The sequence below is a fragment of the Pseudomonas sp. SID14000 genome (assembly GCF_002165135.1).
Classification (GTDB): Bacteria; Pseudomonadota; Gammaproteobacteria; order Pseudomonadales; family Pseudomonadaceae; genus Aquipseudomonas.
This window is the reverse complement of the sequence record NZ_NFZQ01000001.1, coordinates 1-24737: the sequence shown is the minus strand read 5'-3', so window position 1 is coordinate 24737 and position 24737 is coordinate 1. Positions and strand designations below refer to the sequence as shown.

The following is a 24737-nucleotide window of genomic DNA, read 5'->3' as shown; positions in this document are numbered from 1 at the left end:
GCGGCGTACGGTGGCGGGGGGTTACTCGCTGGTAGCGTTGCTCTTGCGCCGCGGGATGCCAAGGCGCTGGCGGCGTTCCCACAGGCACTTGCGGCTGACACCGAGCTTGCGGGCCAGTTCGGTCTCGGTCATGTGGTCCTGGTGCTCGAGCACGAAGTGCTGGAAGTAGTCCTCCAGCGACAGGTCCTCGGTCGGCTCATGGCTGGCATTGGCCGTGCTGGTCACGACCAGGGCGTTGTCGAGGATTTCGTCCTCCTCCAGGTCGCCCAGTTCGATGTCGATGCCCAGCAGGTCGGCGGAAATTTCTGCGCTCTCGCTGAGGATCACTGCACGCTCCACGGCGTTTTCCAGCTCTCGCACGTTACCCGGCCAGCTGTAGTGACGAATGGCCTGCTCGGCTTCGGCCGAGAAGTGCAGGTCGTCGCGGCCGATGCGTGCGCTCTGGCGGGCGAGGAAGGCGCTGGCGATCTCGTTGACGTCGCTGCCGCGCTCGCGCAGGGCAGGCAGTTTCAGGGCGATCACGTGCAGGCGGTAATACAGGTCTTCACGGAACTGGCCGGCCTTGGCCAGGTTCTTCAGGTCGCGGTGGGTGGCGGCGATCAGGCGTACATCGACCTTTTGCGACTGTACCGAACCCACCCGGCGAATCTCGCCTTCCTGCAGCACGCGCAGCAGGCGGGCCTGGGCCTCCAGCGGCAGTTCGCCGATTTCGTCGAGGAACAGGGTGCCGCCATCGGCAGCCTCCACCAGGCCGGCGCGCCCGGCGCTGGCGCCGGTGAACGCGCCTTTCTCGTGGCCGAACAGCTCGGACTCGATCAGCGTCTCGGGGATGGCCGCGCAGTTCACCGAAATCATCGGTGCCTTGGCCCGGCGCGACAGGTTGTGCAGGGCGCGTGCGACCAGTTCTTTACCGGTGCCCGACTCGCCCTGGATCAGCACGTTGGAATCGGTGGGCGCGACCTTGCGGATCTTGCTGTACATGTCCTGCATCGGGGGGCATGAGCCGATGATGCCGATTTCGCCATTGGCGGCTGCCGCATTGCCTTTGTCGGCCGAGGCGGCCTTGCCATTGGTTGCGCGTGGCTCGGCCGCCGGTGTGGCGGCCGGGGCGTTCTGCCGGTCGCGCAGGATGCGCGCCACGGCTTGCAGCATCTCGTCGTGGTCGAAGGGCTTGGCGATGTAGTCCACCGCGCCCATTTTCATCGAGTCTACCGCCGAGCGCAGGCTGGCGTAGCTGGTCATGATCAGCACTGGCGTGCCCTGGCCGAGCTTGATCAGTTCGGTGCCGGGCGCGCCTGGCAGGCGCAGGTCGCTGACGATCAGGTCGAAGGTGGCAATGCTGAAGCGTTCCTGGGCTTCCTGGACCGAGCCGGCTTCGCTGACCTGGTACTGGTTCCGCTCGAGCAGGCGACGCAAGGCCGAGCGGATGATGGTTTCGTCTTCGACGATCAGAATGTGCGGCATTGATTCAATTCTCTCGACGGTCTCGAATTTCAGGGGACGTCGCTACGACATGCCGGGGCAGGGTCACGCGGATCCGGGTGCCACGTTGCCGTTCGATATCGGCCGGGCTGTCGATGGTGATTTGCCCATAATGCTCTTCCACGATGGAATAGACCAGAGCGAGCCCCAGTCCGGTTCCTTCGCCCGGGTCCTTGGTGGTGAAGAAGGGTTCGAACAGGCGGTCCATGATGTTCTTCGGGATCCCGCTGCCCTCATCCTCGACGATCAGGTCGACGGTGTGCTCGCTGACTTCGGTGCGCACGCGCACGGCACTGCCGGGCTTTGATGCGTCGCGGGCGTTGGAGAGCAGGTTGATCAGCACCTGGGCCAGGCGCTGCGGGTCCCCTTCGGCCCAGTGCTCCGGGTCGCAGAGGTTGAAGAACTGTACTTCGAAATTGCGCCGGTTCAACGCCAGCAGACCAATGGCGTCCTGCGCCACTTCGGCCAGGCATACCGGCTCTTCGCTGTTCTGGTGGCTGCCACCGGCATGGGCGAAGCTCATCAGCGACTGGACGATGCGTGATACCCGCTTGGTCTGTTCGAGAATCTGGCTGGACAGCTCGATGATTTCACCATCACCCTCACGCTCCTCGCGCAGGTTCTGCGCCAGGCAGGCGATGCCGGTGATCGGGTTGCCGATCTCGTGGGCCACGCCGGCGGCCAGGCGGCCGATGCTGGCCAGGCGTTCGGAGTGCACCAGCTTGTCTTCCAGCGCCTGGGTTTCGGTAAGGTCCTCCACCAGCAGCACCAGGCCGCTGTTACCCGGGGCCAGTGGCTCGTCGATGGCGGCCTTGTGCAGGTTCAGCCAGCGCGGCTGGCCGTCCAGCACCAGGCGCTGTTTGTGCAGGTGCTCGTCGGGCACGTTGATGAAGCCTTGCAGCAGGCCGCGCCAGGGTTCGCTTATTGTGACCAGGCGTGAGCCGACCACGTGCTTGGCGGCGATGCCGGTGAGTTCCTCCATGGCCTTGTTCCACATCAGGATTTCCTGGTCCTTGGCCAGCGAGCAGACGCCCATGGGTAGTTCCTGCAGGGTCTGGCGGTGGTAGCGGCGCAGGGCGTCGAGCTCGGCGGCCAGGCCGGTCAGGCGCGAGTGGTAGTCTTCCAGGCGGCTTTCGATGAAGTGGATGTCCTCGGTCACGTAGTTTTCGTTACCGGACTTGTACGGCAGGAAGGTCTCGACCATGTCCTGGGCCACGCTCGGCCCCATCAGGCCGGACAGGTTGGCCTCGATGCGGTCGCGCAGGCGGCGCAAGGCATAGGGGCGGCGCTCGTCGAACGGCAGGTAAAGGTCGCGCAGGGCCTGCTCCACTTCTTTCTGCGCGGCCTTGGCGCCCAGTGGCTTGGCCAGCTGGGTGGCGAACTCCTGTGGTGAGGCAGCGTGCAGCTCGCGGCGTTGCGGGCGGCGCACGTTGTCCACCGCGCAGGCTTCGGCTGCGCTGACCTCTTCGTTGCTGGCGTTGGTGAACAGCGAGATCAGGGTGAACAGCAGCACGTTGGCCGCCAGCGAGGCGATGGCTGCCATGTGCCAGCTGGTGTCGTCCAGTACGTAGATCATGTCTAGCGGCGGGATGTAGAAGCCCTGCAGGTTGCCCAGCAGTGGCAGCAGCATGGTCACCATCCACACCAGGGTGCCGGCCAGCAGGCCGGCGATGAAGCCGCGGCGGTTGGCGGTCGGCCAGTACAGCACCGAGAGCACGCCCGGCAGGAACTGCAAGGTGGCAACGAAGGCGACGATGCCCAGGTTGGCCAGGCTCTGGTGGTTGTTCTGGGTCAGGTAGAACATGAACCCGGCGGTGATGATGGCGACGATCAGCGCGCGGCGGGTCCACTTCAGCCAGCGATAGATGTTGCCTTCGGCCGGCGGCTGGTACAGCGGCAGCACCAGGTGGTTGAGGGCCATGCCCGACAGCGCCAGGGTGGTGACTATTATCAACCCGCTGGCGGCCGACAAGCCGCCGATGTAGGCCAACAGCGCCAGTGCCTGATTGTTGGCGGCAAGCCCCAGGCCCAGGGTGAAGTACTCGGGGTTGGTGCTGGCGCCCAGGCGCAGGCCGGCCCACAGCACCAGTGGCACGGCCAGGCTCATCAGCAGCAGGAACAGCGGTAGGCCCCAGCTGGCGCTGACCAGCGAGCGCGGGTTGAGGTTTTCTGTGAAGGCCATGTGATACATGTGCGGCATGACGATGGCCGAGGCGAAAAACACCAGCAGCAGGGTGCGCCACGGGCCTTCCTGCAACGGGGTGTGCAGGGCGGCCAGGGCCGTCTGGTTCTGCAGCAGCCATACCTCCAGCTCGTGCGGGCCGCCGAACACGCCATACAGGGCGTACAGGCCGATACCGCCCAGGGCCAGCAGCTTGATCACCGACTCGAAGGCGATGGCGAACACCAGCCCTTCGTGCTTTTCGCGTGTGGCGATGTGCCGAGAACCGAAGAAGATGGTGAACAGGATGATCAGCGTACAGAAGGCGAAGGCCACCCGGGCCTTGACCGGCTCACCGGTGAGGATGCTGATCGAGTCGGCCACCGCCTGGATCTGCAGGGCCAGCAAGGGCAGCACGCCGATCAGCATGATGATGGTGGTCAGCGCCCCGGCCCAGGTGCTGCGGAAGCGGAACGCCAGCAGGTCGGCCAGCGAGGACAACTGATAGGTGCGGGTGATCTTGAGGATCGGGTAGAGCAGCACCGGTGCCAGCAGGAACGCGCCGGACACCCCCAGGTAACAGGCGAGGAAACCGTAGCCGTACTGGTAGGCCAGGCCTACCGAGCCATAGAAGGCCCAGGCACTGGCGTACACGCCCAGCGACAGGGTATAGGTCAGCGGGTGGCGAATGATCGAACGCGGGATCAGCCCCCGCTCGCTGATCCAGGCCACGCCGAACAGTACCATGAGGTACGCGGCACTGATCAGGATCATCTGGGTCAGGCTAAAGCTCATCGGCATCTCGTTGGCTCTGCAGGATGAAGGTGACGACGATCAGGATCAGCCAGAGCAGGTAAGGGCGATACCAGGCTCCGGTCGGTTCGATCCACCAGTCCATGATGGCCGGGGAGAACAGGTAGATCCCCACGACCAGAAGCAGGACCAAACGATAGATGTACATGCTGGCCTCGATAGTTGGGCGCTGCGGGCTTGGACTTATTATTGGCGCAAATGGCTGGGGGGATGCTAGCGGGAATCCATGGGGTTCGCCAAGATGTTGAATGTATTGGACTTTTGTTTTTGAGGGGTGGGCTACCTGTGCCGGCCTCTTCGCGGGTGAACCCGCTCCCACAGGTAATGCGCTTTCCTCAGGTTTGCTGAGGACCCTGTGGGAGCGGGTTTACCCGCGAAAGGGCCGGGCCTGCCTCAGCGCAAATCAGCCTCTGGCACCGTGGTCCGCTGCGCAATCGCCTCGGGCCGCCACTGCTTGCGGGCGACTGCCAATACCTCAGCCGGCGTTGCCAGCAGTAACTCGGGGTCTGCTTCCTGCCCCAGCGCCCGCAATGCTCGCAGCAACAGCGGTGTCGCCTTGTCCGCCTGCAGCGGCGGTGAGCGGTACGACTTGCCCAGCTTGTGCCCGTCCGGCTGCACGATCAGTGGAATATGCAGGTAACGCGGCTGCGAGAAACCCAGCAGTTCTTGCAGGTACAGCTGGCGCGGGGTGTTGTCGAGCAGGTCGGCGCCGCGCACGATATCGGTAACGCCTTGCCAGGCATCGTCCAGCACCACTGCCAACTGGTAGGCATACAGCCCGTCGCGGCGCTGGATCACGAAATCGCCTACTTCACGCCCCAAGTGTTGCTGGAACTCGCCCTGCACTCGGTCGGTAAAGCGGTAGATCAGCTCCGGCACGCGCAAGCGGATCGCCGCGCCTTCACGGGGATGCCCGGCATTGCGGCACAGGCCCGGGTAGATGCCGTGGTAACTCTCCAGTTGCTTGCGCGAGCAGGTGCAGGCGTAGGCCAGTCCCATGTTGAACAGGCGGTCGACCACCGAGGCATAGGCATCGTGCCGCTGGCTCTGGAACACCACCTCGCCATCCCATTCCAGGCCGTAGCGCTCCAGGGTCTGCAGAATCGCATCGCGGGCGCCGGGCATTTCTCGTGGCGGGTCGGTGTCTTCCATGCGCAGCAGCCAGCGGCCGTTGACGGCGCGGGCATCGAGCCAGGAGGCGAGGGCGGCGACCAGCGAGCCGAAGTGCAGGAAGCCGCTTGGGGTGGGGGCGAAACGCCCGATGTAGCTGGAGTCGGTCATGGTCAGGCTGGGCATATAAATGAAACGGGGCGCATGATGCGCCCCGTTCAGGTGGAAAGAAAGATCAGCCTTTGCCGACCGTCTTTTCCTTTTTCTCGGCGATTTCCTTGCAGTCGAAGCACAGGTCGGCGGTAGGGCGGGCCTCCAGGCGACGCAGGCCGATCTCGATGCCGCACGATTCGCACCAGCCGTATTCGTCGGCCTTGATCTTGTCGAGGGTCTTGTCGATTTTCTTGATCAGCTTGCGCTCGCGATCGCGGTTGCGCAGCTCCAGCGCGAACTCTTCTTCCTGGCTGGCGCGGTCGGCCGGGTCGGGGAAGTTGGCTGCCTCGTCCTTCATGTGGTCCACAGTGCGGTCGACACTGTTCATCAGCTCTTGCTTCCAGGCGCCGAGAAGCTTGGTGAAGTGCTTTTTCATGGGCTCGCCCATGTACTCTTCACCCTTGGTTTCTACGTAGGGCTCGACACCGTACATGGTCTGGGCTTTTTGCTTTTCTACGGTGGACATGAATAGACCGCCTCTCACTCATCTGATCCAATGCGCAGGCTGCTCCATCTCCGGCACCCGCCGGCCCTGCGACTGCGAGCCGCCGAACTTACCAGATAGATCGGGGGTGCGCTACCCCGCCCGATTCTGGTAATTGACAGCGGCGTGAGCCGCACGTTCGGTGGCGTGCAGAGGTAGAATCTCCAGTTTAGACCCATTTGAGAGAAGGTCATGGCCCACACCTACAGTGCGCGCAGCCGCGCCATCGAACCCTTCCACGTCATGGCGCTGCTGGCCCGGGCCAACGAGTTGCAGGCGGCCGGACACGACGTGATCCACCTGGAAATCGGCGAGCCGGACTTCACCACGGCCGCGCCCATCGTTGCCGCCGGTCAGGCGGCACTGGCCGCCGGGCACACCCGCTACACCGCTGCACGCGGCCTGCCAGCGCTGCGCGAAGCCATTGCCGGCTTCTATGGCCAGCGTTATGGCCTGAGTGTCGACCCTGAGCGCATCCTCATCACCCCGGGTGGCTCCGGTGCGCTGCTGCTGGCCAGCAGCCTGCTGGTCGACCCAGGTAAACACTGGCTGCTGGCCGACCCGGGCTATCCGTGCAACCGCCACTTCCTGCGCCTGGTCGAGGGCGGGGCGCAGTTGGTGCCGGTGGGCCCGGACGTGAATTACCAACTGACCGCCGACCTTGTCGACCGCTACTGGGACAAGGACACGGTCGGTGCCCTGGTTGCCTCCCCGGCCAACCCGACCGGCACCGTGCTGGGGCGTGAAGAGCTGGCCGGCCTGTCCTGCGCCACCCGCGAACGGCATGGGCACCTGGTGGTGGACGAGATCTATCACGGGCTGACCTATGGCATGGACGCCCCCAGCGTGCTGGAAGTGGACGACTCGGCATTCGTGCTGAATAGTTTTTCCAAGTATTTCGGCATGACCGGCTGGCGCCTTGGCTGGCTGGTGGCGCCCCCTGGCGCGGTGGCCGATCTGGAGAAGCTGGCACAAAACCTGTACATCAGTGCGCCAAGCATGGCCCAGCATGCCGCGCTGGCGTGCTTCCAGCCCGAAACCCTGGCCATTTTCGAGGAGCGCCGCGCCGAGTTCGCCCGCCGTCGCGACTACCTGTTGCCCGCCTTGCGCGAACTGGGTTTCCGCATTGCCGTCGAGCCACAGGGGGCTTTCTACCTGTATGCCGACATCAGTGCCTTTGGCGGTGATGCGTTCGCCTTCTGCCGGCACTTCCTGGAAACCGAGCACCTGGCCTTCACTCCGGGCCTGGACTTCGGCCGCCACCTGGCCGGGCACCATGTGCGCTTTGCCTACACCCAGAGCCTGCCGCGTCTGGAAGAGGCGGTGCAGCGGATTGCCCGCGGCCTGCGGAGTTGGCAAGGCTGATGCAGTTCTACCCCCCACTCGAACAGGGCCGCCTGCTGCGCCGCTACAAGCGCTTTCTGGCGGATATCGAACTGTCCAGCGGCGAGCAGCTGACCATCCACTGCCCGAACACCGGCTCCATGCTCAACTGCATGCGTGAAGGCGGGCAGGTGTGGTTCAGCCGCTCCAACGATCCCAAGCGCAAGCTGCCGGGCACGTGGGAAATCAGCGAAACCCCGCAGGGGCGGCTGGCCTGCGTGAATACCGGGCGGGCCAATACGCTGGTCGAAGAGGCCCTGCGTGCAGGCATCATCGCCGAACTGGCCGGCTTCAGTGCTCTAAGGCGTGAAGTGGCCTACGGTGAGGAAGGCAGCCGCATCGACTTTCGCCTGGAGTTCGACGGTGTCCCGGCCTATGTCGAGGTCAAGAGCGTGACGCTGGGCTACCCCGACAGCACGGTCGCGGCCTTCCCTGACGCGGTGACCCAGCGTGGTGCCAAGCACCTGCGCGAGCTGGCGAAGCTGGCCAGGCAAGGCGTGCGGGCGGTGCAGCTGTATTGCGTGAACCTGACCGGTATCGACGCCGTGCGCCCGGCCGAGGAAATCGATACGGCTTATGCCCAGGCCCTGCGCGCTGCAGTGGCGGAGGGTGTGGAGGTGTTGGCCTATGGCACGCGCCTGGACCCCGAAGGCATCGTCATCGACCGCTGTCTGCCGGTGCTGCTTACCCCTTGAACCAGATGCCCTGGCTGTCCTCGTGGCAGCCCAGGGCCTGCAGTTGCTCGCCCTCGCACGGCCCGGCCACGCATTCGCCATTTTCGATCAGGAACAATGCGCCATGATGGGCGCAGTGGATCAGGCTGGCGCTGTCATCGAGAAACGCATCTTCCGCCCAGTTCAGCGGGATGCCACGGTGCGGGCAACGGTTTCGGTAGAGGTACACCAGGCCCTGGCGGCGCACGGCGAACAGCTCGATGCCGTCTACGCTGAAAGCGCGGCTTTGGCCTTCGGCCAGCCCGCAGGAGGTACAAAGGAAATGCATGGCAAGGACGACTCGTGAAACAAGTGATGGCTGACGCATCAGTGCGAAAAATGATCAAATCTTCCGCGTTCGCTGCGCTCGGCCGCCTATGGTGCGCAGTTCCGCTGCCCGCTACAAGGTACGCGGTCCGCCTGGCCTGCAGAAGGAACCCGATGAGGCGCCGTCCTGTCGCTTCGCTCTCCCTGTGCGCAAACCTTGTGCTCTCTACCCAGGCCCTGGTGGTCACCTTCTACCCGGCTGCCAAGGCCAGCCTCGCCCAATGAAGCAGCGGGTCCAGCCACGCACGCTGTTCATTTGCCTGAGCCTGTTGTGTTTGTTGGCGGTGTGGTTGTCATTGGCCCTGGGGCCGGTCAGCCTGCCGCTGTTCGATACCCTGCGTGCCGGCCTGCGTCTGCTGGGGTTGCCCATCGCCGCTGATGGCTTGCAGCAGGCCGAGATGATCCTCGGCCAGATCCGTCTGCCGCGCACCTTGCTGGGGTTGGCTGTGGGCGCGGTGCTGGCGTTGTCCGGGGTGGCCATGCAGGGGCTGTTCCGTAACCCGCTGGCCGACCCCGGGCTGATAGGGGTTGCTGCCGGGGCATCGGTGGGCGCGGCGGTGGCCATCGTTGCTGGCAGCTGGCTGGGCGGTATGCCGGATGTGTTTGCCCCTTACCTGTTGTCGCTGTGTGCTTTCATTGGCGGGCTGGGTGTGACTGCGCTGGTCTATCGCCTGGGGCGGCGCGACGGCCAGACCAACGTCGCCACGATGCTGTTGGCCGGTGTGGCCATGACCGCGCTGGGCGGTGCTGCCGTGGGATTATTCTCCTACCTGGCCGACGACGCTACCCTGCGCACGCTGACGTTCTGGAACCTGGGTAGCCTCAATGGTGCCAGTTACCAGCGGCTGTGGCCGTTGCTGCTGGTGGCTGCGGGCGTTGCGGTATGGCTGCCACGCCGGGCCAAGGCGCTGAATGCCATGCTGCTGGGTGAGTCGGAGGCATGCCACTTGGGCATCGATGTGGAACGGCTCAAGCGCGAGCTGGTGTTCTGCACAGCGTTGGGCGTAGGGGCGGCGGTGGCTGCTGCCGGGCTGATCGGCTTCATCGGCCTGGTGGTGCCGCACCTGGTGCGTCTGCTGGCCGGGCCTGATCACCGTGTAGTGCTGCCAGCTTCCTTGTTGGCCGGCGGCGTGCTGATGCTGTTCGCTGATTTGGCGGCGCGGCTGCTGCTGGCGCCTGCCGAACTGCCGATCGGTATCGTCACCGCCTTTATCGGTGCGCCGTTCTTCCTGTTCCTGCTGATACGAGGACGCAGTTGATGTTGCAAGCCGAGGGCCTGTACTTGCGGCGAGGCAGCAATGAAGTGCTGCATGACATTCACCTGCAACTGACCCCGGGGCAGGTGTTGGGTGTGCTCGGCCCCAACGGTGCCGGCAAGAGCAGCCTGCTGGGTGTGCTGTGCGGCGAGCTGGTGCCCGATAGCGGGCGGGTGACGCTACAGGGCAGGCCACTGGCCGCCTGGGCCGGGCAGGAACGGGCCAGGCGCCTGGCGGTGTTGCCGCAGGTGTCCAGCCTGGAGTTTTCGTTCCGCGTCGAGGAAGTGGTGGGCATGGGGCGCATGCCCCATGGCACCGGGCAGCGGCGCGATGCGGAAATCGTCGAGGCAGCCCTGCGGGCGACGGATGCCTGGCACTTGGTAGAGCGCAGCTACCTGGCGCTGTCTGGCGGCGAGCGGCAAAGGGTGCACCTGGCCAGGGTGCTGGCGCAGCTGTGGCCGGGCGAAGCAGGTACTACGCTGCTGCTTGACGAGCCGACCTCGATGCTCGACCCGCTGCACCAGCACACCACCCTGGAAGCCGTGCGCCGCTTTGCCGACCGTGGCGCCGCAGTGCTGGTGATCCTGCATGACCTGAACCTGGCGGCGCGCTACTGTGACCGTATCCTGCTGCTGGAGCACGGGCGCTGCCATGCCTTTGCCGCACCCGAAGCAGTGCTGACGCCGGCGGCGTTGAAGGCGGTATACGGGATCGATGTACTGGTACAGGTGCACCCGGAACGTGGGCATCCGCTGATCATCACCCGCTAACGCTGGCGCGATCTTTGTAGGAGCAGCCTTGTGCTGCGAAGAGGCCGGTACTGACAATGCATATCTGCTGCCCCCGGCCTCTTCGCAGCACAAGGCTGCTCCTACATACTCCGGTCAGGCCGTGAGGGGAGATACACATGCGACATCCGCTGCTGTCCGTTTTCTCGCTGTGCCTGGGGCTGGTGCTGGGTGGCTGCCAGGCCAGCCTGCCAGCGCTGCCCGACTGGCAGAGCAGTGAGGGGCGCAACCATGCCGAGCTGGGGCATATCGTCGATCTTGCCAATGGCCAGCACCTCAGCCCTGAGCAACTGATGCAGCGCCTGGCTGGCTCCCCCCGGGTGCTGGTCGGCGAGAAACACGACAACCCCGACCATCATGCACTGCAGTTGTGGCTGCTGCGTGCCCTGCAAGGCCAGCGTGCGCAGGGCAGCCTGCTGCTGGAGATGCTGCAGCCCGAGCAGCAACCGCTGCTGGACAAGCTCGCGGGGCAGCCTTTGCCGGCAGACCTGCCCAAGGCCTTGTCCTGGCAGGACGGCTGGGATTGGCAGCTTTACGGGCCAATCGTGACTGAAGCTCTGCAGCAGCGGGTGCCTTTGCTGGCCGCCAATCTCTCGTCCGACGAGATGCGCCAGGCCTATCGGCAGCCGGTTTCGTTAAAGGGCGAACGGTCCAATGCGCCGAAGGTAAAGGCCGCCCTGCTGGAGCATGTGCGTGCCGGGCATTGCGGGATGCTCCCAGAAAGCCAGTTGCCGGCAATGCTGGCCGTGCAGCAGCAGCGCGACCGGCGCCTGGCCGAGCGCTTGTTGGCAGCGCCGCAGCCGGCATTGCTGTTGGCCGGGGCTTATCACGTGCGCAAGGACTTGGGTGTGCCATTGCACCTGGCTGACCTGCAGGCGCCGGGGCAGAGCAAGGTATTGCTGCTGGCCGAGGTGGGTGAGCAGGTCGAGTCAGGCGAGGCTGATTATGTGTGGTACACAGCGGCAATGCCGGCGCAGGACTATTGTGCGCAACTGCGGTGACAGGGCTGAAAAAGGCAAAAAAAAAGACCCGGCAAATTGCCGGGTCAATAACCGTGATTAGCCTGATGAGGAGATAATCTGAGAGTCCGAACCAGGGGCTCTTAGCTTATCTAACCAGTCTCGCGACCAGTTGTGATAATCATAACCATTCTCATTTCGACGTCAATCCCCTCCCCGTAACTATTTTTGATTTTTTTGCGCAGGGCTTTTCGCATCAAGTTGTTGATTGAGCGCTTCTTTGCGTTCGAGCGGCAAATCGTTCCAGTGCACGTCCAGCAGGGCGCCTTCAATGGCATACAACAGCACCTTCGATGCGCGGAACCCTCGTGTCTTCACGGCCTGGTACGCACCCACCGCGCCCAGACGGCGCAGATCCGATGCACTGTGGATACCGGCTGCATGCAGCCACTGCGCAGAGGTCTTGCCAAGGTTCTTCAGATGCTGCAATTCATCGTTCATCGAGCCTCCTTGCGATGGCTGAACGGGGATTGGGGGATAAATCGCGAGCAGGTCAGAGAGGAGTGTAGCGGGGGTTGGGAAATGCGCGGCCTTTTGCCATAGGGGGCGACGAGATGTCCTGGACCGGCCTGTTCGCGGGTAAACCCGCGAACAGGCCGGTCCAGGAAAGCGCTGAACTTACAGCCCAGGCAAGCGCTGGCGAATCTGCTCGATCACCTGGTCCATGCTACCGGCATCCTGGGTATCGACGCGGGTGCTCTGCACCAGTTCCTGTGCATCCAGTGGCTCGCGGCTGGCCTGCTGCGCATTGACTACGTCCAGGGTGGCATCCGACGGGTCGGTGTTTTCTGCCTGGCGCTGCTCCAGCCAGCTGGCGATGACCGCATCCGGTGCATGGCAGTCGAGGATCAGGAACGGCACCCCGGTCTGGCTGGCGATGTCCGCCGCGGCCTGGCGCTGCTCACGCTTGAGGTAGGTGGCGTCCAGCACTACCGGGAACCCGGCTCGCAGCACGGTTGCCGCTACCTCGTGCAGGCGCTGGTAGGTCGCGGCACTGGCGTCCTGGTCATAGATGCCAGTACTCAGCTGGCCAGCGTCAGCCTGCTGCTGTTCGCCGAACAGGCGCTTGCGCTCCACGTCAGAACGCACGCGGACGGCGCCCAGGGCCTCGACCATGCGCATGGCCACGTGGCTTTTGCCCACCGCCGAAACACCGTGGGTAATGGCCAGTAGGCGCGACGGGATGGCGCTGTAGCTTTCTGCCAGGTTGGCGTAGTTGCGGTAGGTGCGCAGGGTGGTGGCGCGTTGCACGCCATCGGCATCGGCCGGCATGCTGAACAGCGCCACCTTGGCCCGCACCAGCGCGCGGTAGGCTTTGTAGAAGTTGAGCAGTTCCAGGCCTTCGTAGTCGCCTGTCAGTTCCAGGTACTGGCTGATGAAGCGCCGGGCCAGGCATTTCAGGCCGCGGTCTTCCAGGTCCATGGCCAGGAAGCCGGTGTCGGCATACACATCGGTCAGGCGGAACGGTTCGTTGAACTCGATGCAGTCGAAGATCACCACCTTGCCATCGATCAGGGTGGCGTTGCCCAGGTGGATGTCACCATGGCATTCACGGATGAAACCATTGGCCTTGCGCTTTTCAAGCAGGCCATGCAGGCGCTCGAAGCTGCTGCGTGCCCAGGCCTGCAGGGCGTCGAGTTGCTGCAGGTCGGCTTTGTCGCTGAGGAACGGGCGAATCTGCTCGAAGTTCTGTTCGACCGGCGCCATCACGCTGTCCGGCGTGCCCAGCGGGTGCTCCACCGGCACACGCGGGGCCTGCAGGTGGAACTCGGCGATCTGCCGGGCCATCTGGTCGATGTGTGCGGCGTTCAGTTCGCCATTGGCTTGCAGGGTGTTGAGCATCTGCCCCTGGGGGAACTGGCGCATCTTCAGCACGTACTCGATGGCTTCGCCTTCACCACCGATCTGCGGGGCGTCAACGCTACCCGTGATCGGCAACACTTCCAGGTACAGACCGTCGGTCAGGCGCTGGTTCAGGCGCAATTCTTCGTTACAGAAATGCTGGCGCTGGTCCAGGCCGGTGAAATCGAGGAAGCCGAAGTTCATCGGCTTCTTGATCTTGTAGGCATACTCGCCAGTGAGCAGGACCCAGGAGATATGCGTCTCGATGAGCTGGAACCCATCCACGGGGTGAGGGTAGAGGGCTGGGTTCTGCAACGCAGTGATAAGAGCTTGGCTCACGGGAAATCCTTCCGGGGGCAGGGAATTCGAATGCGCCATTATGGTCAATGGTGCCGTCCCTGCCTACCGCCAGGGGCGTCTGCCCAGCCTTTATAAAGTGCGTATAATCCGCCACCATGACCCGAACCCGAAATCCCCGTACCCCTCAGAAACGCCCGACCGGCCGCTCCCGCGCCTGGCTGGGCTGGGCTTTGAAGCTCAGCCTGGTAGGCCTGGTGATCGTTGCCGGCTTCGCGGTTTACCTCGATGCCGTTGTCCAGGAGAAGTTCTCCGGCAAGCGCTGGACCATCCCGGCCAAGGTGTATGCCCGGCCACTGGAGCTGTTTACCGGCCAGAAGCTGAGCAAGGATGACTTCCTCACCGAGCTGGATGCGCTCGGCTACCGGCGTGAAAGCGCGGCCAACGGCCCGGGTGCGGCGGCAGTCAACGGCAACACCGTCGAGCTCAATACCCGTGGCTTCCAGTTCTACGAGGGCATGGAACCGGCCCAGTTCGTGCGTGTGCGTTTCTCTGGCGATTATGTGGCGGGCCTTTCCGGTGCCAATGGCAAGACGCTCGACGTAGTGCGCCTGGAGCCACTGATGATCGGCGGCATCTACCCGAAAAACCTCGAAGACCGCATCCTGATCAAGATCGACCAGGTGCCGCCGTACCTGCTCGAAACCCTGGTGGCGACGGAAGACCGCGATTTCTACAGCCACTTCGGGGTGTCGCCCAAGTCCATCGCGCGAGCCATGTGGGTCAACACCTCGGCCGGTTCCATGCGCCAGGGTGGCAGCACCCTGACCCAGCAGTTGGTGAAGAACTTCTACCTCACCAGCGAGCGCAGTCTAAGCCGCAAGCTGACCGAAGCGATGATGGCCGTGCTGCTGGAACTGCACTACGACAAGCGCGAGATCCTGGAGGCCTACCTCAACGAGGTGTTCGTCGGTCAGGATGGCCAGCGTGCGGTGCACGGCTTCGGCCTTGCCAGTCAGTTCTTCTTCAGCCAACCGCTGTCGGAGCTGAAACTGCACCAGATCGCCTTGCTGGTGGGGATGGTCAAGGGGCCGTCCTACTATAACCCGCGTCGCTACCCCGACCGCGCCCTGGCCCGCCGCAACCTGGTGCTCGATCTGGTGGCCGAGCAGGGTGTGGCCAGCCAGGCAGAAGTCGATGCAGCGAAGAAGATGCCGCTGGGCGTGACCAAGCGCGGCAGCCTGGCCGACAGCTCGTTCCCGGCCTTCCTCGATCTGGTCAAGCGTCAGCTGCGCCAGGACTACCGCGATGAAGACTTGACCGAAGAAGGTCTGCGAATCTTCACCAGCTTCGACCCGATCCTGCAGATGAAGGCTGAAGCCTCGATGAGCGAGACCTTCAAGCGCCTGGCGGGTCGCAAGGGGGCTGACGAGGTGGAGTCGGCAATGGTCGTGACCAACCCGGAAACCGGTGAGGTGCAGGCACTGATCGGCAGCCGCCAGGCAGGCTTCGCCGGCTTCAACCGTGCCATCGATGCCGTGCGGCCGATCGGCTCGCTGGTCAAGCCGGCGGTGTACCTGACCGCGCTGGAGCAACCGACCAAGTACACTTTGACCAGTTGGGTGCAGGACGAGCCGTTCTCGGTCAAAGGTGCCGACGGCCAGGTCTGGCGCCCGCAGAACTACGACCGTCGCCCGCATGGCACCATCTACCTGTACCAGGGGCTGGCCAACTCCTACAACCTGTCGACTGCCAAGATCGGCCTGGAAGTGGGCGTGCCCAACGTGATCAAGACCATTGGCCGGCTGGGCGTGAATGTCGACTGGCCGGCGTTCCCGGCCATGCTGCTGGGTGCCGGCGGCATGTCGCCGATGCAGGTCGCGACCATGTACCAGACCATCGCCAACGGCGGCTTCAACACCCCGATGCGCGGTATCCGCAGCGTACTCACCGCCGAGGGCGAGCCGCTCAAGCGCTACCCGTTCCAGATTCAGCAAACCTTCGACCCGGGGGCCATCTATCTGGTGCAGAACGCCATGCAGCGGGTAATGCGCGAAGGCACCGGCCGCTCGGTGTACAACACTTTGCCGCGTAACCTTACCCTGGCGGGCAAGACCGGTACCAGTAACGATTCGCGCGACAGCTGGTTCTCCGGCTTCAGCCAGGACCTGCTGGCCGTGGTGTGGATGGGCCGTGACGATAACGGCAAAACGCCATTTACCGGCGCCACCGGTGCCCTGCAGGTGTGGACCAGCTTCATGAAGAAGGCCGACCCGCTGCCGTTGGACATGCCGCAACCGGACAACGTGGTGCAGGCCTGGATCGACCCGTACAGTGGCCATGGGTCTGATGGCAGCTGTCCGGGAGCGGTGCAGATGCCGTATATTCGCGGCAGTGAACCGCCCGCCGGCGCGACCTGTGGCGGCGAGCAGGATCCAGTTGAATCAGTCATGGACTGGGTCAAGGGCTGGATGAATTAAGCACAGGCTGCATTGATGAGGTGTGACGTGAACAAGTGGCTGTTTCCTGCCGTGACGGCGCTGGCAGTGCTCCAGGGGTGCGCCAGCGTCCCGCGTGGCAATATTCCGGTGGTCGATTCGAGCACCCGCGTGTCCAACAGCGAGCGCGTCACAGCCAACCGCTCTGCGGGTGGCTATAACGCCGGTACCGCGCAGGCGCAAACGCTGCCCGAGGACTCCGGCGTCACCGTGATGATCCCACAGGGCGCTGGTGCTTCGGGCATCCAGACGTTCCCGGCGGCCAATGGCGCGGCGCCGATCAGCACCTCGCCGATAACCCCGGGTCCGATCACCACAGGCCCGGTCAGTTCGGCACCGATGACCACCAATCCCAATCCGATCGCTGACGAACCGTTCGACATTGCAGCGATGAACAGCGCCCCGCAGAGCACCAGCGCGCCAACCGGTATCCCACGTAGCAGCGCCGCTGCAGGTGGCTTGTCGGCCGACGAGCAGCTGGATGGCCCGGTGCTGGCGCTGCTGACCACCGCGAAGACCCAGCAGGGCAGTGGTGACTTCAACGGTGCCGCCTCGAGCCTGGAGCGTGCCCAGCGCATTGCCCCGCGCGAGCCGCAGGTGCTGTACCGCCTGGCTCAGGTGCGCCTGTCGCAAGGTGATGCATCGCAGGCCGAGCAGTTGGCGCGGCGCGCCCTGACATACGCCAACGGCCGTCCGAGCCTGCAGGCCGAGCTGTGGAATACTATTGCCCAAGCCCGCGAAAAGCAGGGTGACAGTGCTGGCGCCGCGCTGGCCCGGCAAAAGGCGCGGGTCAATTCGTGATGATCGAGCAGCGCATTCTGGATATCGCCGACCACCTGATGCTGATCGAGCGTGAACTGCAGGTGCAAGGCTGGTGGGATGACGAGCCGCCAAGCGACGAGGCACTGGCCAGTACGGTGCCTTTCGCCGTCGATACCCTCAGTTTCGAACAGTGGCTGCAATGGGTCTTCCTGCCGCGGATGAAGATCATCGTCGAGCTGGGGCACCCGCTGCCTAACGCCTCCGGCATCCTGGTCATGGCCGAAACCGTGTTTACCGACCGGCCAGAGCAAAGTCGTGAGCTACGCCGTCTGTTGGCAGCATTTGACCAATTGATTGCTCCTTCCGCCTGATTTCTTCAGTTTTTCCTTCAAGGGCCGCAGATTGTGGCCCTTTTTTTTGGAAATCTTATTATTTCTGCTGCTGAAGCGATTTTTAGTGGTGGCAGGAATTCATCTTGGGGAAAAATTGGCAATAATTTTTCTTGACTTGTTGGCGCCGAATCAGAAGAATCCAATCTCCGCTGTAGAGGGACTGCCAGAAGCAGACCCGCTAGGCAGATCATGAGGCGCACACCCGCGCCGACCTGTTACACCCCGCAACGCGTTACCTCGCGCTGGGTGGGAAAACCCCGCAACACTCTGGGGCGCTCCCAATACTTGCTCAGTCAGTGCTGACGTTCGCTCATGCTCTGCTTGGCAGTAAACCTATTAAGACCCGTCCAGTGAGGGCGGTATTCTGGCGTTTTAGAGGTGAACAACGTGGAGCTTTTATCTGGCGCTGAGATGGTCGTCCGCTTCTTGCGTGACGAAGGCGTTAAGCACATCTACGGGTACCCTGGTGGTGCTCTCCTGCATGTTTACGACGCGCTGTTCAAGGAACCGGAAGTCGAGCACATCCTGGTTCGTCATGAGCAGGCAGCTACCCATATGGCGGACGGCTACGCCCGCGCCACCGGCAAGGCCGGCGTGGTGCTGGTAACCTCCGGCCCGGGCGCGACCAATGCCATTACCGGTATTGCCACCGCCTACATGGATTCGATTCCGATGGTCATCCTGTCCGGCCAGGTGCCTAGCACCATGGTGGGTACCGATGCCTTCCAGGAAACCGACATGATCGGCATTTCGCGGCCTATCGTGAAGCATAGCTTCATGATCAAACATGCCAGCGAAATTCCCGAAGTCCTGAAAAAAGCATTCTACCTGGCGCAATCCGGTCGCCCAGGTCCGGTCGTGGTCGACATTCCAAAAGATATGACCAACCCGGCCGAGAAGTTCGAATACGTCTACCCGAAAAAGGTCAAGCTGCGCTCCTACAGCCCGGCGGTACGTGGCCATTCCGGCCAGATCCGCAAGGCTGCCGAGATGCTGCTGGCAGCCAAGCGCCCGATCGTCTATTCCGGTGGCGGCGTGATTCTCGGTGGTGGCTCCGAAGCCCTGACCGAAATCGCCAAGTCGCTGAACCTGCCGGTCACCAATACCCTGATGGGGCTGGGTGGCTTCCCGGGTACCGACCGCCAGTTCCTCGGCATGCTCGGCATGCATGGCAGCTTCACTGCCAACATGGCCATGCACCATGCCGACGTCATCTTCGCCGTCGGTGCCCGCTTTGACGACCGCGTGGTCAACGGCCCGGCCAAGTTCTGCCCGAACGCCAAGATCATCCACATCGACATCGACCCGGCGTCGATCTCCAAGATGATCAAGGCCGATGTGCCAATCGTCGGCCCGGTCGACAGCGTGCTCAGCGAAATGCTCGGCATCCTCAAGGAAATTGGCGAGCAGTCTGACAAGGCGGCGCTGGATGCCTGGTGGAAGCAGATCGACGAATGGCGTGGCAATGGCGAGTTGTTCCCCTACGACAAGGGCGACGGCAATGTCATCAAGCCGCAGAAAGTCATCGAGACCCTGTGCGAAGTGACCAATGGCGATGCCTTCGTCACCTCCGACGTGGGGCAGCACCAGATGTTCGCGGCGCAGTACTACCGCTTCAACAAGCCGAACCGCTGGATCAACTCCGGTGGCTTGGGCACCATGGGCTTCGGCTTCCCGGCGGCGATGGGCGTCAAGCTCAACTTCCCGGACCAGGACGTGGCCTGCGTGACCGGCGAAGGCAGCATCCAGATGAACATCCAGGAGCTGTCCACCTGCATGCAGTACGGCCTGCCGGTGAAGATCGTCAACCTGAACAACGGTGTGTTGGGCATGGTCCGCCAGTGGCAGGACATGGCCTACAACGGTCGTCACTCGCACTCGTACGTCGAGTCGCTGCCTGACTTCATCAAGCTGGCCGAGGCCTATGGCCACGTGGGTATCCGCATCACCAGCCTGAAGGACCTCAAGCCGAAGCTGGAAGAAGCGTTTGCGATGAAGGACCGCCTGGTGTTCATCGACATCGCGGTTGACCGCAGTGAGCACGTCTATCCGATGCAGATCAAGGATGGCTCGATGCGTGACATGTGGCTGAGCAAGACGGAGCGTACCTGATATGCGGCACATCATTTCCCTGCTGCTGGAAAACGAACCAGGTGCGTTGTCCCGTGTGGTCGGCCTGTTCTCCCAGCGTAACTACAACATTGAAAGCCTGACCGTGGCGCCGACCGAAGACCCGACCCTGTCGCGTCTGACGCTGACCACCGTTGGCCATGACGAAGTGATCGAACAGATCACCAAGAACCTGAACAAGCTGGTCGAAGTGGTCAAGCTCGTCGACCTGTCGGAAAGCGCTCACATCGAGCGTGAACTGATGCTGGTCAAGGTCAAGGCCACCGGTGCCCAGCGCGCCGAGATCAAGCGCACCACGGATATCTTCCGTGGCCAGATCGTCGATGTGACCGCCAGCGTGTACACCGTACAGCTGAGCGGCACCAGCGACAAACTGGACAGCTTCATCCAGGCGATCGGCACTGCATCGATTCTCGAAACCGTGCGCAGCGGCGTTACCGGCATTGCCCGTGGCGACAAAGTGCTCAGCATCTAAATTCAAAAATTAGCGATGGCTCCGCAGGGGCCGAGATATAACCAGGGGTATTTTCATGAAAGTTTTCTACGATAAAGACTGCGACCTTTCCATCATCCAGGGTAAGAAAGTCGCCATCATCGGTTACGGTTCCCAGGGCCACGCTCAGGCGTGCAACCTGAAGGACTCCGGTGTGGATGTCACCATCGGTCTGCGTAAAGGTTCGGCCACCGTTGCCAAGGCAGAAGCCCACGGCCTGAAAGTGACCGACGTTGCCTCTGCCGTCGCTGCCGCCGACCTGGTCATGATCCTGACCCCGGACGAATTCCAGGGCCAGCTGTACAAGAGCGAAATCGAGCCGAACATCAAGAAGGGCGCTACCCTGGCCTTCTCCCACGGCTTCTCGATCCACTACAACCAGGTTGTTCCGCGTGCCGACCTCGACGTGATCATGATCGCGCCGAAGGCCCCGGGCCACACCGTTCGCTCCGAGTTCGTCAAGGGTGGCGGCATCCCTGACCTGATCGCTATCTACCAGGACGCTTCGGGCAACGCCAAGAACGTCGCCCTGTCCTACGCCGCTGGCGTCGGTGGCGGCCGTACCGGCATCATCGAAACCACCTTCAAGGACGAGACCGAAACCGACCTGTTCGGTGAGCAGGCTGTTCTGTGCGGCGGTACCGTCGAGCTGGTCAAGGCCGGTTTCGAAACCCTGGTCGAAGCTGGCTACGCGCCGGAAATGGCCTACTTCGAGTGCCTGCACGAGCTGAAGCTGATCGTTGACCTCATGTACGAAGGCGGCATCGCCAACATGAACTACTCGATCTCCAACAACGCCGAGTACGGTGAGTATGTAACCGGTCCGGAAGTCATCAACGAAGAATCCCGCAAGGCCATGCGCAACGCCCTGAAGCGCATCCAGGACGGCGAGTACGCGAAGATGTTCATCTCCGAAGGTGCTACCAACTACCCATCGATGACCGCCAAGCGCCGTAACAACGCCGCTCACGGCATCGAAATCATCGGCGAGCAACTGCGCTCGATGATGCCGTGGATCTCGGCTAACAAAATCGTCGACAAGACCAAGAACTGAGTCTTGTCGAAAGATGAAAAACGCGGCTTCGGCCGCGTTTTTTCGTTCTGACAGTCAGCTTCTGGTATAAAGCAGACCAGTGGCCTGCCGTCAGAACCTGTTTTGCAGGCCCGTGTCGAACATTTTCCATCCTGTTGCAAGGTACCCTCCATGAGCGAACGTCCCGAAGAGCCGAACAAGCCCTCAGACGCCGAAAGCCTGCTACCTGTCGATGAGCACGTTGAAGAAGGGCATGACGCCGAAGGGCGCAAGGTGCGCCATCGCGGCATCTACCTGCTGCCCAACCTGTTTACCACCGCCAACCTGTTTGCCGGTTTCTATTCCATCATCAGCTCGATGAGCGCGCAGAGCGCCCTGAGCGCCGGTGACCCGCGCGAGGCGAGCAAGTACTTTGCCTTCGCTGCTATCGCCATCTTCGTGGCCATGGTGCTCGACGGCCTCGACGGTCGTGTCGCGCGCATGACCAACACCCAGAGCGCTTTTGGTGCCGAGTACGACTCGCTATCGGACATGGTCGCCTTTGGTGTGGCTCCAGCCTTGCTGGCCTTTGGCTGGGCGCTGGGCGACATGGGCAAGGTCGGCTGGATGGTCGCCTTCATCTATGTGGCCGGTGCAGCACTGCGCCTGGCACGCTTCAATACCCAGGTCGGCACTGCCGACAAGCGCTACTTCATCGGCCTGGCCAGTCCGGCTGCCGCAGGCGTGGTCGCGGGTACCGTGTGGGCGTTCAGCGACTACGGTATCCAGGGCTCCAAGCTGTCGTTCCTGGTGGCACTGCTGGTGGCGGCCGCCGGCATGCTGATGGTCAGCAACATCAAGTACAACAGCTTCAAGGAGCTGGACCTCAAGGGCCGTGTGCCGTTCGTGGCGATCCTGGCCGTGGTGCTGGTGTTTGCCGTGGTGTTCAGCGACCCACCGCGTATCCTGCTGCTGATCTTCCTCGCCTATGCGGCTTCGGGGCCGATACAGTTCCTGCTGAAGGCGCGCCGTCGCAAAGCGTGACAATCATTTAATGCTGGAATAACCCGCCGGCTCCATAGTCTTACTGGTACATCCGTTATCCAGTGCTGTGGAGCCGCTCATGCTCATCAAGCTACCCAGGTCTTCCGATTGCAAGGCGTCGGAGATCACTCCCGAAGGCATCTACCTCTCCCGTCGTTCCCTGCTGGGTGGCTCGTTGGCTGGCCTGGCCCTGAGCGCTTTGCCGGGCATGGCGCGCGCGGCTGAAGCCAGCCGTTACGCCGATGTCGAAGCGGGCAGGGCGCCTGGCTGGTTCAGTGAAAAGCTTGCGGCCACCCGGTGGCAGGCAGTAACGGTCAAGGGTGAGGCAATCACACCGTTCAAGGATGCCACCCACTACAACAACTTCTATGAGTTCGGGCCCGACAAGGGCGACCCGGCGGCCAATGGCGACAGCCTGAAAACCGAGCCGTGGAGCGTTGTGGTCGATGGCGAAGTGGGTAGGCCCGGGCGCTATGCGCTGGAAGACTTCGTCAAACCGTACCAGCTTGAGGAACGCATCTACCGGCTGCGTTGCGTGGAGGCTTGGTCGATGGTCATTCCTTGGCTGGGCTTCCCGTTGGCGCAGGTGCTCAAGCAGGTCGAACCGACTTCCAGGGCGCGCTATGTGCGCTTCGAAACCCTGAAAGATCCGGAGCACATGCCGGGGCAGCGTTCGGGTTTCGCCTTGATCGACTGGCCGTATAGAGAAGGCTTGCGCCTGGATGAGGCAATGCATCCGTTGGCGATCCTGGCGGTTGGAATGTATGGTCGGGAGCTGCCCAACCAGAATGGCGCGCCGTTGCGGCTGGTGGTGCCGTGGAAGTATGGCTTCAAGAGCATCAAGTCGATCGTGCGTATCAGCCTGGTGGCCGAGCAACCCGGCACCACCTGGGAAGGGCTGGCGCCGGATGAATATGGTTTCTATGCCAATGTGAACCCGACGGTTGATCACCCGCGTTGGAGCCAGGCGCGTGAGCGGCGGCTGCCCAGCGGGCTGTTCAGCCCCAATGTGCGGGAAACCCAGATGTTCAATGGCTACGTCGATGAAGTGGCGTCGCTGTACGCCGGGCTCGATCTGCGGAAGAACTATTGATGCGTTACCCCTGGTTTCGTCTGGGCATCTTCGTCGTGGGGTGCCTGTTCCCGGTGTGGTGGTTGTATGAGGCCGCGATGAATCTGCTGGGGCCTGATCCCGGAAAGATCATGATGGACCGGCTTGGGCTCGGGGCGCTGACCTTCTTGCTGGTTACCTTGGGCATGACGCCGCTGCAGAAGCTGACGGGGTGGTCGGGCTGGATCGTGGTGCGTCGGCAGCTGGGGCTGTGGGTATTTGCCTACATCGTGCTGCATATCCTGGCTTATCTGTTCTTTATCCTTGGGCTGGATTGGGGGCAGTTGGCGGTGGAGTTGCGCAAGCGGCCTTACATTATTGTGGGGGCGCTTGGGTTTCTTGGGTTGCTGGCCCTGGCGGTTACCTCGAATCGGTATAGCCAGCGGCGGTTGGGAGCGAGGTGGAAGAAGCTGCACCGGTTGGTGTACGTGATACTTGGGTTGGGTTTGCTGCATTTTCTGTGGATCGTGCGCTCGGATTTGCGGGAGTGGGTGATTTATGCGGTTATTGGGGCTGTGTTGATGGTGTTGCGGGTTCCTGCTGTTGCGCGGGTGCTGCCCAGGGTTGGTCGGAGGCAGGGGAGGGTGGTTTGAGAGTGGGGTGGGGCTGCTAGGGGCCTGTCTTGGGATGGTATTGGCTTTGAAATGTGCCCGCCTTAGGTTCTCTGGCGCCTATGAGATCGAGCGTCGCCCGCGCGGCGCTTCGCGGGGCAAGCCCGCTCCCACATTTGTTGCAACGTACCGAACCTGTCGGGCCATGGTTGCCCGCCTTGGTGCTCGTCTTGAGGCAGGTGGGGCGGCATCAATGCCCACCTCGAGATCCAGCCATGCCAACAAGGCTGACAACCATGGCCTCACAGGCATGGCCACGTTGCAACAAATGTGGGAGCGGGCTTGCCCCGCGAAGCGCCGCGCGGGCGGCGCTCGATCTAATAGGCGCAGAAGGTGTTGTGGCAAACACCTGTTGGCCTTGATAAGGTCTTCGCCTGGGATATTTCAAATAAATGAAATTAATCCTTGACCGCCTTCTGAATCCCCTTATAATGCGCCCCACTTCCAGCGACATCGGAACGACAAACTTCTTGAAATTCAATGAGTTAGGTTGTTCGGGAAGAGCTGAAAGGGCTACGATCAAATGATCGCCGGCGGTTGAGATGGTGGTTGACAGCGCTTCTAAACGCTGTATGATTCGCCTCCCGCTACGAGAGATCGCAGCGAGTCAAGTGTTTGAAGCTAAACGAGTTTCTCGCAAGAACTTCAAAATAAACGCTTGACAGCAAATGAGGAAAGCGTAGAATGCGCGCCTCGGTTGAGACGAAAAGCTCTTAACCAAACGCTCTTTAACAAATCGAATCAAGCAATTCGTGTGGGTGCTTGTGAGTACGGACTGATAGTCACAAAGATTATC

At 62.6% G+C, this 24737-nt stretch carries 22 protein-coding genes; 14 read left to right on the top strand and 8 right to left on the bottom strand.

Annotation, left to right across the window (positions count from 1 at the left end):
- Positions 1 to 21 precede the first annotated feature (21 nt).
- The 5 genes from CAY82_RS00110 to dksA all read right to left on the bottom strand — a co-directional run bounded on the left by CAY82_RS00110 (position 22) and on the right by dksA (position 6245).
- On the bottom strand, positions 22 to 1464 hold the full coding sequence (locus CAY82_RS00110; protein WP_087499426.1) for a sigma-54 dependent transcriptional regulator: 1443 nt from the start codon (positions 1462 to 1464) through the stop codon (positions 22 to 24).
- A gap of 4 nt (positions 1465 to 1468) precedes the next feature.
- Complete coding sequence (locus tag CAY82_RS00105; protein WP_170931001.1) at positions 1469 to 4444, bottom strand: sensor histidine kinase; 2976 nt, start codon at positions 4442 to 4444, stop codon at positions 1469 to 1471.
- Complete coding sequence (locus CAY82_RS00100) at positions 4428 to 4604, bottom strand: hypothetical protein (RefSeq protein WP_003250005.1); 177 nt, start codon at positions 4602 to 4604, stop codon at positions 4428 to 4430. Before CAY82_RS00100 ends, CAY82_RS00105 begins: the two co-directional genes overlap by 17 nt.
- A gap of 245 nt (positions 4605 to 4849) precedes the next feature.
- On the bottom strand, positions 4850 to 5737 hold the full coding sequence (gluQRS, locus tag CAY82_RS00095) for a tRNA glutamyl-Q(34) synthetase GluQRS (RefSeq protein ID WP_170931009.1): 888 nt from the start codon (positions 5735 to 5737) through the stop codon (positions 4850 to 4852).
- 64 nt (positions 5738 to 5801) lie between these two features.
- Positions 5802 to 6245: an RNA polymerase-binding protein DksA gene (gene dksA / locus CAY82_RS00090; protein WP_025340685.1), complete on the bottom strand. Its 444-nt coding sequence runs from the start codon at positions 6243 to 6245 to the stop codon at positions 5802 to 5804.
- Between the two features lie 210 nt (positions 6246 to 6455).
- Between dksA and CAY82_RS00085 the strand changes: the two genes are divergently transcribed.
- Both CAY82_RS00085 and sfsA read left to right on the top strand, forming a co-directional pair.
- Entirely contained in the window at positions 6456 to 7628 is a 1173-nt protein-coding gene (locus CAY82_RS00085) for a pyridoxal phosphate-dependent aminotransferase (RefSeq protein WP_087499423.1), read from the top strand.
- Positions 7628 to 8341, top strand: a complete 714-nt coding sequence (gene sfsA, locus CAY82_RS00080; RefSeq protein ID WP_087499422.1) for a DNA/RNA nuclease SfsA — start codon at positions 7628 to 7630, stop codon at positions 8339 to 8341. Before CAY82_RS00085 ends, sfsA begins: the two co-directional genes overlap by 1 nt.
- Here sfsA and CAY82_RS00075 read toward each other — a convergent pair.
- Complete coding sequence (locus tag CAY82_RS00075; RefSeq protein ID WP_087499421.1) at positions 8331 to 8648, bottom strand: Rieske (2Fe-2S) protein; 318 nt, start codon at positions 8646 to 8648, stop codon at positions 8331 to 8333. The two genes, sfsA and CAY82_RS00075, sit on opposite strands and share 11 nt — an antisense overlap.
- A 313-nt stretch (positions 8649 to 8961) precedes the next feature.
- On the opposite strand from CAY82_RS00075, the gene CAY82_RS00070 reads away from it, so the two are divergent.
- The 3 genes from CAY82_RS00070 (at position 8962) to CAY82_RS00060 (ending at position 11731) form a co-directional block, all read left to right on the top strand.
- The gene (locus CAY82_RS00070; protein WP_170931008.1) at positions 8962 to 9945 is read left to right on the top strand and encodes an iron ABC transporter permease; all 984 of its coding nucleotides are present in this window, start codon (positions 8962 to 8964) and stop codon (positions 9943 to 9945) included.
- Entirely contained in the window at positions 9945 to 10712 is a 768-nt protein-coding gene (locus CAY82_RS00065; RefSeq protein WP_087499419.1) for a heme ABC transporter ATP-binding protein, read from the top strand. The genes CAY82_RS00070 and CAY82_RS00065 overlap by 1 nt, the downstream gene beginning before the upstream one ends.
- 137 nt (positions 10713 to 10849) lie before the next feature.
- Positions 10850 to 11731: a ChaN family lipoprotein gene (locus CAY82_RS00060; protein ID WP_087499418.1), complete on the top strand. Its 882-nt coding sequence runs from the start codon at positions 10850 to 10852 to the stop codon at positions 11729 to 11731.
- Between the two features lie 180 nt (positions 11732 to 11911).
- Here the strand turns inward: CAY82_RS00060 and CAY82_RS00055 are convergent, their stop codons facing one another.
- Both CAY82_RS00055 and CAY82_RS00050 read right to left on the bottom strand, forming a co-directional pair.
- Positions 11912 to 12190, bottom strand: a complete 279-nt coding sequence (locus tag CAY82_RS00055; RefSeq protein ID WP_087499417.1) for a TfoX/Sxy family protein — start codon at positions 12188 to 12190, stop codon at positions 11912 to 11914.
- 177 nt (positions 12191 to 12367) lie between these two features.
- The gene (locus CAY82_RS00050; RefSeq protein ID WP_087499416.1) at positions 12368 to 13930 is read right to left on the bottom strand and encodes a bifunctional aminoglycoside phosphotransferase/ATP-binding protein; all 1563 of its coding nucleotides are present in this window, start codon (positions 13928 to 13930) and stop codon (positions 12368 to 12370) included.
- A 116-nt stretch (positions 13931 to 14046) separates the two neighbouring features.
- On the opposite strand from CAY82_RS00050, the gene mrcB reads away from it, so the two are divergent.
- The 9 genes from mrcB to msrQ all read left to right on the top strand — a co-directional run bounded on the left by mrcB (position 14047) and on the right by msrQ (position 23923).
- Entirely contained in the window at positions 14047 to 16368 is a 2322-nt protein-coding gene (gene mrcB, locus CAY82_RS00045) for a penicillin-binding protein 1B (protein WP_087499415.1), read from the top strand.
- Positions 16369 to 16383: 15 nt separating this feature from the next.
- Entirely contained in the window at positions 16384 to 17187 is an 804-nt protein-coding gene (locus CAY82_RS00040) for a M48 family metallopeptidase (protein WP_087499414.1), read from the top strand.
- Positions 17187 to 17519 carry a YqcC family protein gene (locus tag CAY82_RS00035; protein WP_087499413.1) on the top strand — a complete coding sequence of 111 codons (333 nt, stop codon included), beginning with the start codon at positions 17187 to 17189 and terminating at the stop codon, positions 17517 to 17519. The genes CAY82_RS00040 and CAY82_RS00035 overlap by 1 nt, the downstream gene beginning before the upstream one ends.
- Before the next feature lie 408 nt (positions 17520 to 17927).
- Positions 17928 to 19652, top strand: coding sequence for an acetolactate synthase 3 large subunit (locus CAY82_RS00030; protein ID WP_087499838.1), 1725 nt, complete (start codon positions 17928 to 17930; stop codon positions 19650 to 19652).
- Position 19653: 1 nt separating this feature from the next.
- On the top strand, positions 19654 to 20145 hold the full coding sequence (gene ilvN, locus CAY82_RS00025; RefSeq protein WP_003250040.1) for an acetolactate synthase small subunit: 492 nt from the start codon (positions 19654 to 19656) through the stop codon (positions 20143 to 20145).
- Positions 20146 to 20200: 55 nt separating this feature from the next.
- Positions 20201 to 21217, top strand: a complete 1017-nt coding sequence (gene ilvC / locus CAY82_RS00020; RefSeq protein WP_087499412.1) for a ketol-acid reductoisomerase — start codon at positions 20201 to 20203, stop codon at positions 21215 to 21217.
- A gap of 150 nt (positions 21218 to 21367) precedes the next feature.
- Complete coding sequence (pssA, locus tag CAY82_RS00015) at positions 21368 to 22219, top strand: CDP-diacylglycerol--serine O-phosphatidyltransferase (RefSeq protein ID WP_003250045.1); 852 nt, start codon at positions 21368 to 21370, stop codon at positions 22217 to 22219.
- Positions 22220 to 22298: 79 nt separating this feature from the next.
- Positions 22299 to 23312, top strand: a complete 1014-nt coding sequence (gene msrP / locus CAY82_RS00010; RefSeq protein WP_087499411.1) for a protein-methionine-sulfoxide reductase catalytic subunit MsrP — start codon at positions 22299 to 22301, stop codon at positions 23310 to 23312.
- Positions 23312 to 23923: a protein-methionine-sulfoxide reductase heme-binding subunit MsrQ gene (gene msrQ / locus CAY82_RS00005; protein WP_087499410.1), complete on the top strand. Its 612-nt coding sequence runs from the start codon at positions 23312 to 23314 to the stop codon at positions 23921 to 23923. The genes msrP and msrQ overlap by 1 nt, the downstream gene beginning before the upstream one ends.
- Positions 23924 to 24737 lie beyond the last annotated feature (814 nt).